Annotated in this window: 12 protein-coding genes; 9 read left to right on the top strand and 3 right to left on the bottom strand. The window is 68.9% G+C overall.

What is annotated here, in order from left to right; genetic code table 11:
- Window positions 1-68 precede the first annotated feature (68 nt).
- From IG75_RS0105995 to IG75_RS0105955, 8 genes are all read left to right on the top strand, one after another.
- The gene (locus tag IG75_RS0105995) at window positions 69-1,253 is read left to right on the top strand and encodes an acyl-CoA dehydrogenase family protein (protein WP_030520151.1); all 1,185 of its coding nucleotides are present in this window, start codon (window positions 69-71) and stop codon (window positions 1,251-1,253) included.
- Between the two features lies 1 nt (window position 1,254).
- Entirely contained in the window at window positions 1,255-2,460 is a 1,206-nt protein-coding gene (locus IG75_RS0105990; RefSeq protein ID WP_030520150.1) for a CaiB/BaiF CoA transferase family protein, read from the top strand.
- 29 nt (window positions 2,461-2,489) lie between these two features.
- Window positions 2,490-3,242, top strand: coding sequence for a 3-oxoacyl-ACP reductase FabG (gene fabG, locus IG75_RS0105980; protein ID WP_030520149.1), 753 nt, complete (start codon window positions 2,490-2,492; stop codon window positions 3,240-3,242).
- Window positions 3,243-3,387: 145 nt separating this feature from the next.
- The gene (locus IG75_RS39690) at window positions 3,388-3,537 is read left to right on the top strand and encodes a hypothetical protein (protein ID WP_168165610.1); all 150 of its coding nucleotides are present in this window, start codon (window positions 3,388-3,390) and stop codon (window positions 3,535-3,537) included.
- 27 nt (window positions 3,538-3,564) lie between these two features.
- A complete protein-coding gene (locus IG75_RS38950; protein ID WP_156058655.1) occupies window positions 3,565-3,705 on the top strand; it encodes a hypothetical protein in 141 nt (46 codons plus the stop codon).
- A gap of 85 nt (window positions 3,706-3,790) precedes the next feature.
- A complete protein-coding gene (locus IG75_RS0105965) occupies window positions 3,791-6,154 on the top strand; it encodes a CaiB/BaiF CoA transferase family protein (protein ID WP_051714255.1) in 2,364 nt (787 codons plus the stop codon).
- A gap of 3 nt (window positions 6,155-6,157) precedes the next feature.
- Window positions 6,158-7,417, top strand: coding sequence for an acyl-CoA dehydrogenase family protein (locus tag IG75_RS0105960; protein ID WP_036512208.1), 1,260 nt, complete (start codon window positions 6,158-6,160; stop codon window positions 7,415-7,417).
- 48 nt (window positions 7,418-7,465) lie between these two features.
- Window positions 7,466-8,569, top strand: coding sequence for an acyl-CoA dehydrogenase family protein (locus tag IG75_RS0105955; RefSeq protein WP_030520145.1), 1,104 nt, complete (start codon window positions 7,466-7,468; stop codon window positions 8,567-8,569).
- A 38-nt stretch (window positions 8,570-8,607) separates the two neighbouring features.
- On the opposite strand, the gene IG75_RS0105950 is transcribed toward IG75_RS0105955, so the two are convergent.
- Window positions 8,608-9,999, bottom strand: coding sequence for an amidohydrolase family protein (locus IG75_RS0105950; RefSeq protein WP_030520144.1), 1,392 nt, complete (start codon window positions 9,997-9,999; stop codon window positions 8,608-8,610).
- Window positions 9,996-11,207: a CoA transferase gene (locus tag IG75_RS0105945; protein ID WP_245713066.1), complete on the bottom strand. Its 1,212-nt coding sequence runs from the start codon at window positions 11,205-11,207 to the stop codon at window positions 9,996-9,998. Before IG75_RS0105945 ends, IG75_RS0105950 begins: the two co-directional genes overlap by 4 nt.
- Window positions 11,208-11,385: 178 nt before the next feature.
- On the opposite strand from IG75_RS0105945, the gene dctP reads away from it, so the two are divergent.
- The gene (gene dctP, locus IG75_RS0105940; protein WP_030520142.1) at window positions 11,386-12,672 is read left to right on the top strand and encodes a TRAP transporter substrate-binding protein DctP; all 1,287 of its coding nucleotides are present in this window, start codon (window positions 11,386-11,388) and stop codon (window positions 12,670-12,672) included.
- Window positions 12,673-12,871: 199 nt separating this feature from the next.
- On the opposite strand, the gene IG75_RS0105935 is transcribed toward dctP, so the two are convergent.
- Complete coding sequence (locus IG75_RS0105935; RefSeq protein WP_030520141.1) at window positions 12,872-13,663, bottom strand: SDR family NAD(P)-dependent oxidoreductase; 792 nt, start codon at window positions 13,661-13,663, stop codon at window positions 12,872-12,874.
- Between the last annotated feature and the right edge of the window lie 10 nt (window positions 13,664-13,673).

The raw sequence follows: 13,673 nt of genomic DNA, 5'->3' as shown, positions 1-13,673 counted from the left end.
GGTAATTAATGATAATAAATCACACCATAGTATTGACATGCATCATTGGCGGGCGCGATACTGCCATCATGGCCACTATTTCGGCAGTCGGTCCGGAAGATTTCGCTGACATCCTGGCGCAGACGCGCGAGTTCATCCGCAAGGAAGTGATACCGCGTGAGCAGGAGATCGCGGATACCGACAGCATTCCCGACGATATCCGCCGCAATGCCGCGGCGATGGGCCTGTTCGGCTACGCGATCCCGCAGGAGTGGGGCGGCCTGGGGCTGGACCTGACCCAGGACGTCGAACTGGCCATGGAATTCGGCTACACCTCGCTGGCCCTGCGGTCGATGTTCGGCACCAACAACGGTATCGCCGGGCAGGTTCTGGTGGGGTTCGGGACCGACGAGCAGAAGGCGCAATGGCTCGAGGGTATCGCCTCCGGTGCGGTAGTGGCCTCGTTCGCGCTGACCGAACCCGGCGCCGGATCCAATCCGTCCGGGTTGCGTACCAAGGCGATCCGTGACGGCGACGACTGGGTGCTCGGCGGGGAGAAGCGTTTCATCACCAATGCCCCGCTGGCCGATCTCTTCGTCGTCTTCGCCCGGACCCGGCCCGCCGACGAGAACGGCACCGGTATCGCGGTATTCCTCGTCCCGGCCGATACGCCGGGGATCGAGGTGTCGCCCAAGGACCGGAAGATGGGCCAGGAGGGCGCTTGGACGGCCGATATCCGTTTCACCGATGTCCGCGTTCCGCATTCGGCGCTCGTGGGCGGCAGCGAGGATGTCGGCTACCGGGCCGCGATGACCTCGCTGGCCCGGGGCCGGGTCCATATCGCCGCGCTGGCCGTGGGTAGCGCCCAGCGCGCACTCGACGAATCCGTCGCGTATGCGGCCACCGCTACCCAGGGCGGCACCCCGATCGGCGATTTCCAGCTGGTGCAGGCCATGATCGCCGATATCGCCACCGGGGTCATGGCGGGGCGGGCCATGGTCCGCGAGGTCGCGGCGGCCTATGTCTCCGGCGCCGACCGGCGGATCGGCCCGTCCGCGGCCAAGCTGTACTGCACCGAGATGGTCGGTCGTGCGGCGGATCTGGCGGTGCAGATCCACGGCGGCACCGGATATATGCGGGAGGTCACCGTGGAGCGGATCTACCGCGATGTGCGGCTGCTGCGGTTGTACGAGGGAACGAGTGAGATCCAGCGCCTGATCATCGGCGGCGGTCTGGTCAAGGCCGCGCAGCGGCAGGCGGGCGGAGGTCGCTGAGATGGCATCGGAACCGGGGCACGAAGCCGACCTGCCGCTGGCGGGAATCACCGTGGTCGGCCTCGAGCAGGCCGTGGCCGCCCCTATCGCGACCCGGCATCTCGCCGACCTCGGGGCCCGGGTGATCAAGGTCGAGCGGATCGGGGAGGGCGATTTCGCCCGGAACTACGATACGGCCGTCCACGGTCTGGCCTCGCATTTCGTCTGGCTCAACCGCGGCAAGGAATCGCTGTGCGTCGACCTCAAGTCCGCCGCGGGCCTCGCCGCGGTGCGGGCACTGATCGCCGGGGCGGATGTGTTCGTCCAGAATTCGGCACCCGGCGCCGCCGAACGGCTGGGGCTGGGTGCGGAGGAGCTGCGCGCGGACCATCCCGAACTGATCGTGGTGAATATGTCGGGATACGGGACGTCGGGGCCGTTCGTGGACCGCAAGGCCTACGATATGTTGGTCCAGGCCGAGACCGGGCTGGTCTCGATCACCGGCACGCCGGAGACGGCCACCAAGACCGGAATCCCCACCTCCGATATCGCTGCCGGGATGTACGCGCTGTCCGCGATCCAGGCGGCGCTGTTCCGGCGGGAACGGACCGGCGTGGGCGCGATCATCGATGTCGCGATGTTCGACGCGACCGTCGAATGGCTCGGGCATTCGATCTATATGCAGATGTACCAGGATGTGCAGATCCGGCGAATGGGGCTGTCGCACGCCTCGATCGCGCCTTACGACGCTTATCCCACCCGGGACGGCCAGATCCTCATCGGAGTGCAGAACGACCGGGGCTGGCGCACGCTGGTGACCGAGGTGTTCGAACGCCCCGAACTCGCCGACGATCCGCGCTTCGCGACGAATATCGAACGCGTACGGAATCGGGCCGCGGTCGACGAACTCGTCGGCGCGCTCACCCGGGTCTTCGATACCGCCGATCTCGACGGCCGGCTCGCGAAAGCCGGGATCCCCGCGGCGCAACTCGGCGATATGAAGAGCCTGATCGCCCATCCCCAGCTGGCGGCCCGGGACCGCTGGCGCGAGGTGCGGACCGAGGCCGGGCCGATCCGGGCGGTATTGCCGCCCATGACCTTCCGCGATGTGGAGCTGCGGATGGGCGCGGTGCCGGCGCTGGGTGAGCAGACCGACGCGGTACTCGCCGGGATCGGATACAGCGCGGGGCGGATCGCGGAGCTGCGGTCGGCCGGAGTCGTGCAGTAGCGCGGCGCCGGATTCGCGGGACGATACGGATGGGAGTGGCAGTGGGGCTGCTGGAAGAAAAGGTCGCCGTCGTGACGGGGGCCGCGCAGGGAATCGGGCTGGAGATCGCGCGCACCTTCGTGCGTGAGGGTGCCAGGGTCGTGATCGCCGATATCAACGAGGAGGCCGGCGCGCAGGCGGTGACCGCACTCGGCGGCGCGGATATCGCCCGGTTCGTCCGCTGCGATGTCCGCGACGGCGCCGCGGTGGAGGCCGTGGTCGATACCGCCGAGGCGGCCTTCGGCCCGCTCGGGGTGTTCGTCAACAACGCCGGGATGACGCGGGACGCGACGATGCGCAGAATGAGTGAGCAGGACTTCGACGACATCATCGCCGTGCACCTGAAGGGTGCGTGGAACGGCACCCGGGTGGCCGCGGATCGAATGCGCGCGCACGGGTCAGGGGCGATCGTGAACATCTCCTCGTTGTCGGGGAAGGTCGGGCTCGTCGGGCAGACCAACTATTCGGCGGCCAAGGCGGGGATCGTAGGTCTCACCAAGGCGGCGGCCAAAGAGGTCGCCTTCAAGAATGTGCGGGTGAACGCGGTACAGCCGGGCCTGATCCGGACGCCGATGACCGAGGCCATGCCCGAGCGTATCTGGGAACAGAAGATGGCGGAGATCCCGCTGGGTCGCGCGGGTGAGCCGGGTGAGGTCGCCTCGGTGGTGTTGTTCCTGGCCAGCGATCTGGCCGGCTATATGACCGGCACCGTGCTCGAAGTGACCGGTGGCCGGTTGATGTGACCCCCTGCGCCCGAGGGCGTGGGAAGGGGCGCACCCTTGCCATAATCTATGACTATCATTATGGTGAACTGAGTAACGTTTTGTACCCGTGCCGGAAGTCGTGAGTCCCGCGCCCGCCGGTGCGGTCCTCGATGAAGGAGCGGATATGTCCGAGACAACCCTCGGCACCCAGGCCACCAACGGAAGCCGGTTGCGCTGCAACGAATGTGGTTCGGAGGCGATCGTCACGACCGCGGCCGGTTCCGCGCTGACCTGCTGCGGAGTCGCCCTCGAAATCACTTTCGCGGGCCGCTGAGTCCGCCGACCTACCGAGGAGAAACCCATGAACGAGACCGGTAAGCGCTACACCTGTGGCACGTGCCAGACCCAGGTCATCTGCGTGAAGAAGGGCGAGGGTCGTTTCAACTGCCACGGTGCGCCGATGGAGCTGCTCACCGCCAAACCGCTGCCGTCGTCCGATTAGGACCGGCCCCCGAAAATCTCGCTGCCGGACGGGCGCCCGAGGGGCGCCGATCGGCGCGGCAATCGTGTAGAAGAAGGAGCCTCCCATGGCCGGTCCCCTCGACGGACTCGTCGTGATCGATGCCAGCTGGGGTATGCCGGCGGCCATCGCGACGATGATGCTCGCCGACTACGGCGCCCGTGTCGTCAAACTCGAGCGACCCGGCGGCCCGGACGACGCGGATTCGGTCCTGCGGGCGACGACCGATCGCGGTAAGTGGAGCGTCGAAGCCGATCTGCGCACCGAAGCGGGCCGGGCCATCGCCGAGCGGCTGGTGTCCGGCGCGGATGTCTTCGTCGAATCCTTCGGTACGGGCCGGGCCGAGGCCCTCGGCATCGGCTACGACCGGTGGCACGGGGAATATCCGGAACTGGTCTACTGCTCCGTCACCGGGTACGGCAACGACGGACCGCTCGCCTCCCGGCCCGGCTACGAGGCACTGCTCAATGCCCGCCTCGGCCAGACGGCCGAACAACAGGGACACCGCGACGGCCCCGTTTTCCTGGGGCATCCGACGGTCTCCTACGGCACCGCGTTCATCACCACCCTCGGCATTCTCGCGGCGCTACGCGCCCGGAAGATCAACGGCACCGGGCAGAAGGTCGACACCTCGCTGCTCGACGGGATGCTGGCGATCTCCTCGATGAACTGGTGGTGGAACGAGCAGGACATCTCCTACCTCGCCCGCAGCGGCAACCAGAAGGGATTCGGCAGCAAGCGGTTGATCACCGATCCGTTCCGGTGCGCCGACGGGAAATGGTTGATCCCGCACACCGGCGGCCCGGGTTCCTACAAGCGCATGATGGATCTGCTCGGTTTCGGCGAGCAGACACAAACGATCGCCGGACCGGAGATGGCGGTGCCGCTGAACGAAGTGGAACTCGATATCGCCCGCAACAAGGTGCCGGAGGCGTTCCGGACCCGCCCGCGCGACGAATGGCTCGAGCTGTTCCACGCCGCCGATATCGCCGCACTGCCGGTCCTGCACCCCGAGGAGACCTTCGCCGATGACCAGGTGCGGTTCGCCGGAGTCGCGATCGAGGTGCCGGACGCGCGGCACGGCACGCTCCGCCAGATCGGCCCGGTGATCCGTTTCGAGAAATCGGCGCCGGCCGTTCCCGCTCCGGCGCCTCCCGTCGGGGCGCACAACGAGCGCCTCGACGAGGTCACCCGTTCGCCGCGGTGGGCGCCCGCGCCGACCGGCGAGCGGGTGAGCGCCCCGCTGGAGGGCGTGCGGATCCTGGACTTCAGCTCCTACTTCGCGACCGGGTTCGGTGCCCGGCTGCTGTCGGATCTCGGTGCCGATGTCATCAAGGTGGAACCCCTCGCCGGCGATCAGATGCGCCCGCTGGGCGACCTCTTCGAAGGTGCCAACCGCGGAAAACGCACCATCGCGCTGGATCTGCGCACCGCCGAAGGACAACAGATCGCGCACCGGCTGGTCGCCGAGGCCGATGTGGTCATGCAGAACTACCGTCCCGGTAAGGCCGAGAAGATCGGTCTCGGGTACGAGCAGCTGGCGGCGCTCAACCCCGACCTGATCTATGCCTATCTGCCGGGATTCGGCTCGGCCGGACCGAAATCGGCGCTGAAATCGTTCGCGCCGCTGGTCTCGGGACTGGTGGGCCTGAACTTCGAGGGCGCGGGCGAAGGCAACCCCCCGATTCGCCGGGTGATCGGCAACGAGGACCTGTACAACGGATTCCTCGGTGCGGTCACGGTGCTGCTGGCACTGCACCACCGGGCCAACACCGGTGCGGGACAGTATGTCGAGAGCCCGCAATTGCATTCGAGCCTGTTCGTCATCAGCGAGCATGCGGCCACCCTCGACGGCGCCGCGGTCCCCGCGCATCGGCTCGACGCCGAGCAGATGGGTCTGTCCCCGCTCTACCGGCTGTATCGCACCGCCGACGGCTGGATCGCCGTGGCCGTATTCGGTGACGCGGCCTTCGGTCGGCTCACCGCGGCGCTCGACCTGCCGGACCTGGCCGCCGACGCGCGGTTCACGAGCACCCGTGCCCGTGCCACGAACGCGGCCGCGCTCGCGGAGACGCTCACTGTTCGGTTCGCCGAACTGAAGAGCGCGCAGGCCTTCGAACTGCTCGACGGCCACGAGGTGCCCGCCGAGATCCCGCTCGACTACCCGATCATGCCGGAGCTGCTCTGGGAGGAGTGGGCGCTGGACTCCCAGCGCGTGGTGGAGCATCACCATCCCGAGTACGGCTGGTCGCGCGAGGTCGGCATGGTGATCCATCTGTCCGAGACCCCCGGCCGGTTCAAGGGCGGTAGTCCGCGACTCGGCCAGCATTCGGCCGAGATCCTGACCGACCTCGGCTACACCCCCGACGAGGTCGCCGCCCTGCTGGCGACCGTGTGCACACTGCCCACCGCGGCAGCAGAGGAATCCTGAACCATGGACATCACCTATCCCGCCGAGGCGGAAACCTATCGCGCCCGCGTGCGCGAACTGCTCGAATCGAAACTGCCCGAGAACTGGCGGGGCATCGGCGCGCTCGCCGCGGCCGAGCAGGAAGAATTCCTGACGACCTGGCGAAAGGTGCTGGCCGACAACGATTTGCTCGCGGTCTCCTGGCCCCGGGAGTTCGGTGGCGCCGGTCTGTCGAGTATCGAGCAGGTGGTGCTCAACGAAGAACTCATGCGGCTCGGCGTGCCCGACGGAACCGAGAACGACACCCTCGGCATCAAATTGCTCGGCAACACCATGACCGTCCTCGGCACCGCGGAACAGAAGCAGTACTTCCTGCCTCGGATGCTCTCCGGTGAACATGTGTGGTGCCAGGGCTATTCGGAGCCCGAGGCCGGTTCGGATCTGGCGGGTATGCGCACCCGGGCGGTGCTCGAGGGTGACGAGTGGGTGATCAACGGGCAGAAGACGTGGACCTCGCAGGGTCACCGGGCCAACTGGATCTTCGTGATCGCGCGCACCGATTCAACGGTGGCCAAACACAAGGGCCTGTCCTTTCTGCTGGTACCCATGGACCAGCCCGGCGTCGAGGTGCGCCCGATCGTCAACGCCGCCGGCCATGTCGCCTTCAGCGAAGTGTTCTTCACCGATGCCCGGACCCATGCCTCTCATGTGCTCGGCGGGGTGAACGGTGGCTGGAACACCGCCAACACGCTGCTCGGATTCGAACGCGGCGTGCGGGCCACCACCGACGCCGTGCGCTTCGGGCGCGAAGTGGAACGGCTGATCGAACTGGCCCGCGAACGCGGTCTCACCGCCGATCCGCGGATCCGCGCCGAACTCGCCTGGTGCTGGTCGCGGGTGCAGACCATGCGGTTCCGCGGCTATCGCGCACTGACCAAACTGCTCAACGGCGGCTCCCACGGTGTGGACGGCTCGTTCTCGAAGGTGATCTGGAGCGAGTTCTTCCAGCGCCTCACCGAGGTCGGAATGCAGATCCTCGGTCTCGAAGTGCTCACACCGACCGGCGGCGGCAACGACGGCATGCTGGTGACCCCCAACCCGGGCGCCGACAATTCGTCCCGGTGCTGGACCGATATCGCACTGTACGCGCGGGCCGCCACCATCTACGGCGGCAGTTCACAGATCCAGCGCAACATCATCGGCGAGCAGTTGCTCGGGCTGCCCAGGGAACCCCGCCTCGACGGCGGCCCCTTCCAGGACATCGGCCGCCGCAAGAGCGCCTGACCCATCCTTTTCCGCCCTCGCGGCGGAACGCCGAGAACGGAAGAAGACGTGTACTTCGCCTACGACTCCGACCAGGAGGAGTTCCGGAGCTCGCTGCGCCGGCTCCTCACCGAACGCGCCCCGATGGCCCGGGTGCGTGAGATCGCCGAGCAGGGCGCCCATGACGCCGCGACCTGGCGGTTGCTGGCCTCGAATATGGGGGTACCGGGCCTGCATGTGGCCGAGCGGTTCGGCGGTGGTGGGTTCAGTTTCCTCGAAACCGCGCTGGTCGCGCAGGAACTGGGCCGAGCGCTGACCCCGGTGCCGATGGTCACCACCACCGGCGCCATCGAGGCGGTACTCCGGCTCGGTAGCGCGGCTCAGCAGCAGGAACTGCTGCCCGGTCTACTCGACGGCCGGGTGATCGGCACCCTGGCGCTCAGCGGGGCGCAGGACACCGAGGCCGGTGCCGCGCGGGTGCGGGCAGCGGGTGACCCCGCCGCACCGGCGCTCACCGGTCGCCTCGATTACGTCGCCTTCGGACATGTCGCCGATCTGCTGGTGGTGCCGGCCGCGTCCCCGGCCGGGGACGTCGTGGCCCTCTACGTCGTGGACCCGCGGGGCCCGGGTGTGCGGACCACGGCGCGGCCGTCGCTGGACCCGACCCGCACGGTGGCCACCGTCGAGCTCGCCGAGGCCCCCGCCCAGCTGCTGGGCGCCGACCGGGACGCGATCGGCCGGGTCGTCGATATCGTCCGCACGCTGCTCGCGAACGAGGCACTCGGCGCGGCCGAGGCGGTGCTCGCGATGGCTGTGGACTACGCGAAACAGCGGATCCAGTTCAATCGTCCCATCGGCTCCTTCCAGGCCGTCAAACACAAATGCGCCGATATGGCGATCGCCATCGACGCGGCCCAGGCCACCGTGATGTACGCGTCGCTGTGTGCCGCCGAGGACAATGACGAATTCCACCGCGTCGCGGTGATGGCCAAGGCGCAGGCGGCGGAATGCCTGAATCTGTGTGCGGCACAGAATATTCAGATCCACGGCGGTATCGGGTTCACCTGGGAGGCGGACCCGCACCTGTACTTCCGGCGGGCCAGGGCCATCGAACCGCTGTTCGGTGATCACGCGCACCACACCGAGCTGCTCGCGGAGCTCGTCGGAATCTGACCGGTGGGTGGCCCGAGCGGTCGCGGGCCACCCACCGCCTATCGGGCGAATACGATCCGTCCGCCGATGATCGTGGCCCGTACCGCGGCCGCGTCCGGTTCCGCGAGCTGGCGCGTGATCGGCCGGTCCAGCAGGACGAGATCGGCGGCCGCACCCGGTGCGATGCCGCGCGCCGGGCCGCCCGGGTCGCGAAGCGGCGCGAGGTAGCGCCCGAGCGCCGCCGCCGGCCGCAGGGTTTCCTCCGGGCCGACGACGCGACCGTCGGGCGTGCGCCGGGCCACGGCGGCGGCGACCACTTGCCAGGGGTCGAGCGGACCGTATGGGGCGTCACTGGACAGGGCCAGGCCCACGCCGGATTCGGCCATACTGCGGCACCGGTAGAGATCGGGGAGGTCGGCCGGGTCCACCCGGCGCAGATAGTCGTCGCCGCGATCGGCGAGGAAGCCCGGTTGCGTCACCACGGTGAGGCCGAGACGCCGCAGGACGCCCAGGGATTCGGCCGGTACGACGGCGCCGTGCTCGATCCGATCGCCCGGAATCGTGCCGGTCTCGTCGAATACCGCGAGCAGGAGGAACAGCGCTTCCCGGCTGACACAGTGCACGGCGACGGGCCGGTCCAGCTCGTGCGCGCGCCGGACGGTGCCGACGAGTGTTTCGATATCGGGCAGGCCGGAATCCGCGAGGACGATCTTGTACGGCCCGGCGGCCACCCCGGCCGCACAGGTCCGGCCGAGCGGTACGCCCAGTAGCGTGAGCCGCTGGGGCACGCATCCCGAGGTTGCCGCGGTGATCAGAGCGGCGAGGGATTCGTCGGTCAGATCCGGTGTGGCGTCGGTGATCCCGGTGATTCCGTAGCGGGCCAGTCGCGCGCCGACCGCGGTGAGATCGGGCGGTCCGGTATCCGGTAGCCGCGAACGCAACCACGTGTCCGCGCGCCATAGACGACCGGTCGGCCGACCGGCCGCATCGCGCTCGACGCCCGGTTCGCTCGCGGAGTCCAGGCCGACCCGGGCAGCGGCGGCCGAGTTGAGTATCCACAGCGCGCCGCTGCGATGCTGGACGCGCACCGGCCGGGCACCGTGCAGGGCATCGAGGGCCGCCGAATCGAGCAGGCCCGCGACGGTTTCCACATAGCCGACTCCGCGAATCCAGTCGTCGCCCGGGGCGGCGGCGAGCGCGCGGGCGAGCTCGGCGGGGGTACGCACTTGCGGTGGTCCGCAGCGGACCGAGTCCGCGTCGGCCGCGAGCGCGTGCAGGTGCAGGTGATGGTCATGCAGGCCCGGCAGCAGGGCCCCGCCCTCGGCGTCGAGTACCGGAACCCGGGCCGCGGCCGGATCCTTACCCAGCGCGGCGACGACGCCGCGCCGGAGGAGCACGTCGGTGCGCCGCCCGCCGGGCAGTTCCGCGTCGCGGATCAGCAGCTCCGTCATCCGAGCCGTACACCCAGTTCGGCGAGCACCGCGGTGGTGTCGCGGCCGCTGTCCGGCGCGCTACCGGTGGCCTCGCGATGCGTCGGCGCGACGATATGTGCCCCATCGATCGGCACGGTCGCGGTGGCTCCGGGATCGAGTGTCGCGGCCACCACCGCCGCCATCGAGATATCCCAGAGCCGGCCGGTGCCGTCGGCGGGGGCCGACATGGCGAGTACGGCCGCGGTCAGGCCGGTCAAGGGATCGGCGATGGCGTCACCGACGAATAGGGGTGTGTCGTCCGGTGTCCGGGCCACCAGGCCCGCGGTCGCGGCGATATCGTCGCCGAAGCCGATCCGGTTCGCGGCCCGGCCGTGCGCCGTGATCGAGACCCAGGTGCCGCCGGCATCGGCGAATGCCTGGGCGTCGAGTCCGAACCGGGCCAGTGCGCGCGGGCGGGACGCCTCGATCACGATATCGGCGGAGGCCACCAGGTCGCGCAGTGCGCGGCGTTGCGCGGGGTCACCGGGATCGAGGACGACGGATTCGTGACCGCCGTGCAACAGTCGGTAGAAGCCCGGTTCACCGCGGCGGGCGCCGTCGGGCCGGGTGGGGGTTTCCACCTTGATCACGCGCGCACCCGCGAGCCCGAGGAGGTGGGCGCACAGCGGGCCCGCCCACAGTGCGCTGAAGTCGACCACGCGGAGACCGTCCACCGGCCGGAACCGCAGCGGCTGCGGTGGTTTCGCCGATACCGGGGCGAGGGGTCCCGCGGCCACACCGAGTAACTCCGCGCGCTCGGCCAGTTCGGCGCCGGTGTGGGTGCCCAGCCACTGCGCCACTCCGGGCCACGGATCGTCGACCGGATCCCGGCAGATGAGCGCGGCGAGCAGTACGGGATCATCGGGCCGTGCGCAACTGACCGCGGCCCAGCCGTCGGCGGTGGGCAGCAGGCGGCAGGCCCGTCCGGCCGAGCGTGTGCCGCCGCGGGTGAACCCGGTGAACGCGGCCCGCTCGGTGAGCAGGCGGGCGCCGTCGAGCCGGACCCGTCCGCCGGTGAGCGCCGCGATCCGGGCGGTGTGCTCGCGGGCGACCGTGGCCGCGGCCCCCGGTGGGATCAGCGCGGGGCCGCCCGGGAGACCGGTGAGTGCGGGAACTCCACTCTCGGTCCAGTCGAGGATCCGCCGCGCCGCGGTGGTCGCGGCGGGCGCAGCCGGGATATCGGACACGGCGCCGATACTACCTGCCGCTAATAATGATGCGCATAGATCTTGACAACTCACTAATCCAGACGCATGATTACCATCATCAAAGTGAGCCGCCTCACTTTTCTCGCGACGGCTGTGTGACCGAATCATGTTCGCGCACACCATTTTCCGGCCGTCGGGCTCGTCAAAGGGAGATCCAGTGACCAGATTCTTCACCCGCACCGGCGCAGTAGTCCGTGCCGGTGCTTTCGCCGCGGCCGGTGCGCTGATGCTCGCCGGGTGCGCCGAAACGGGCGTCGGGGGCGCGGGCGGTGGTGGTACGAGCGTCGCCTACGGTGCCACCAAAGCCGAGTATCAGGCAGCTCTGGCCGATATGGACCCGATTCTGCTGCACACCCAGTCACCGGGCGCCAAGGGGTCGGTCGCCGGTTCGTTCGTCGAGAAGTATGTCGCGGCGGTGGAGGACTGGTCGGGCGGGAAGATCACCTTCGACCTCGCGTACTCGGACGCGATCGCTAAATCCACCGAGATCGACGACGCGGTCAGCGACGGCCGCCTCGATATGGGCCAGGTACTGACCGTATACGAGCCCAAGGAATTCCCGGCCTCGGCCGCGCTGCTCGACGCGGGAGTCCTCTCGGACCAGAGTGTGGTGACCGGTGTGCTGCAGTCCAACGCCTGGCCCGCGGAGGTCGCGTTCGCGACGCCCGAGATCGTGTCGGAGTTCGCGGACAAGGGCCTCGAATTGATGCTGCCGGCCTACAACGCGGGCATGAACGCCCTGTTCTGCACTCAACCGGGCACCGGCCTGGCCGACTTCGCCGGGAAGAGCGTGTCGGTCGGCAGTACGGTCGCCGGCGAACAGGTCTCGGCGCTCGGCGGCACATCCACCTCGGTGGCCTACACCGAAGCCTACGAAGCGCTGCAACGCGGCGTCATCGACTGTTCGATGGTGAGCCCGTCGGCCGCGACCATCGGCGGGATCGTCGAGGTCGCGCCGAATGCGATTATCGACCCCGGCGCCGGGCTGGCCGTGCCGACCGGGAACATGGTGTTCAACGCCGATCTCTGGGCGAATCTGCCGCGGGCCGCGCGGCAGTTGCTGTGGGACCGTCTCGACGTCTTCCTCACCGCGGCGATCGAGGACAAGATCTGGCCGGTCACCGCCGGCGCGGTGAAGAAGATCAAGGGATACGGGGGCTCGGTGGTGCCGTTCTCCGACGACGCCCGGGCGGCGATACGACGGGTCAACGATTCGATCGTCGAGAAGCGGGCCGACGATCCGGCGCTGCTCGACGGCCGGGCCTTCGTGGATTCGGTGCGGGAGAAGTCCGGTAGGTGGAGCGATATCGTGGCCGAACTCGGCTACACCAACGACACCGACTACAACGGCTTCGCCGAGTGGTACAAGCCGGGGAAGATCGATATCGGCCCGTATGTGCAGCGGGTCTTCCAGGAGATCCTGCTCGACCGCCGTCCCGCGTGACGAGCATCGATCCCGGCTCACGGCCGGGATCGATGCGGTCGCGAGCCGTCGGCCGGTGGTGACCGGCCGCGCGGGGAACCGAGACTGGCGGATCTGCGGTCGGTACCGGCCCGGCCACTGCGGCGCGGCGATCACGCCCCATGAAAAGGCCCCTGGGAAACGCGTTCTGTTTCCCAGGGGCCTACCGCTGTAGCCGGAGTCAGAAAGCGCTGCGGCCGCCGTCGACGGTGTAGATACCGCCGGTCACCCAGTTGGCCTCGTCGCTGCCCAGGAACACCGCGATCGAGGCCAGATCGTCCGGTGTGCCCAGGCGGCGCAGTGGGAAGCGGGCGGCGGCGTCGGCGTCGAGCGCGGCCTGATCGGCGTCCGGCTCGGCCGCGCCGCGTTCGACCCGGGACCGGTACACGAGGGGAGTCGGAATGGTGCCCGGGCAGATCGCGTTCACGCGCACATTGTCCGGCCCGTATGTGACAGCCATCTGTTTGGTCATCGCGATCACGCCGCCCTTGGCGGCGGCATAGGGGAAGATCCCGGGCAGTCCGATCAGGCCACCCATACTGGCCTGGTTGATGATCGACCCGGTGCGCCGCTCGATCAGATGGGGGAGCGCGTATTTCGAGGTCAGCCATACGCCTTTGAGGTTGATCGCGACGACCCGGTCCCACTCCTCCTCGGTTGTGTCGGCGGCATTACCGGCGCCGTTGATCCCGGCATTGGCGAACACGATGTCGAGACAACCGAATTCGCCGAGCGTTGCGGCGATCATGCGCCGCGAGTCGGCGTCGGAGGTGACATCGACGGTCACCGGTAGGGCGTGCCCACCGGCCGCGGTGATCTCCGCGGTGACGGAGTCGGCCGCGGCCGGGTCGAGATCGGCGACGGCGACCGCGGCGCCCTCGGCGGCGAAGCGGAGGGCCGAGGCCCGGCCCAGGCCCGACCCCGCGCCGGTGACGAGTGCGATCTTGCCGGCCAGACGTCCGGTCGTGGTCATGGTGATACCT

Source organism: Nocardia rhamnosiphila NBRC 108938, from assembly GCF_000720425.1.
Taxonomy (GTDB): Bacteria; Actinomycetota; Actinomycetes; order Mycobacteriales; family Mycobacteriaceae; genus Nocardia; species Nocardia rhamnosiphila.
The sequence above is the reverse complement of the archived record's forward strand: the minus strand, read 5'-3'. Positions and strand labels throughout refer to the sequence as shown.

Coding starts and splice junctions, on each gene's coding strand:
- IG75_RS0105995 (WP_030520151.1), top strand. CDS start 69: ATGGCCACTATTTCGGCAGTCGGTCCGGAAGATTTCGCTGACATCCTG.
- IG75_RS0105990 (WP_030520150.1), top strand. CDS start 1,255: ATGGCATCGGAACCGGGGCACGAAGCCGACCTGCCGCTGGCGGGAATC.
- fabG (WP_030520149.1), top strand. CDS start 2,490: ATGGGAGTGGCAGTGGGGCTGCTGGAAGAAAAGGTCGCCGTCGTGACG.
- IG75_RS39690 (WP_168165610.1), top strand. CDS start 3,388: ATGTCCGAGACAACCCTCGGCACCCAGGCCACCAACGGAAGCCGGTTG.
- IG75_RS38950 (WP_156058655.1), top strand. CDS start 3,565: ATGAACGAGACCGGTAAGCGCTACACCTGTGGCACGTGCCAGACCCAG.
- IG75_RS0105965 (WP_051714255.1), top strand. CDS start 3,791: ATGGCCGGTCCCCTCGACGGACTCGTCGTGATCGATGCCAGCTGGGGT.
- IG75_RS0105960 (WP_036512208.1), top strand. CDS start 6,158: ATGGACATCACCTATCCCGCCGAGGCGGAAACCTATCGCGCCCGCGTG.
- IG75_RS0105950 (WP_030520144.1), bottom strand. CDS start 9,999: ATGACGGAGCTGCTGATCCGCGACGCGGAACTGCCCGGCGGGCGGCGC.
- IG75_RS0105935 (WP_030520141.1), bottom strand. CDS start 13,663: ATGACCACGACCGGACGTCTGGCCGGCAAGATCGCACTCGTCACCGGC.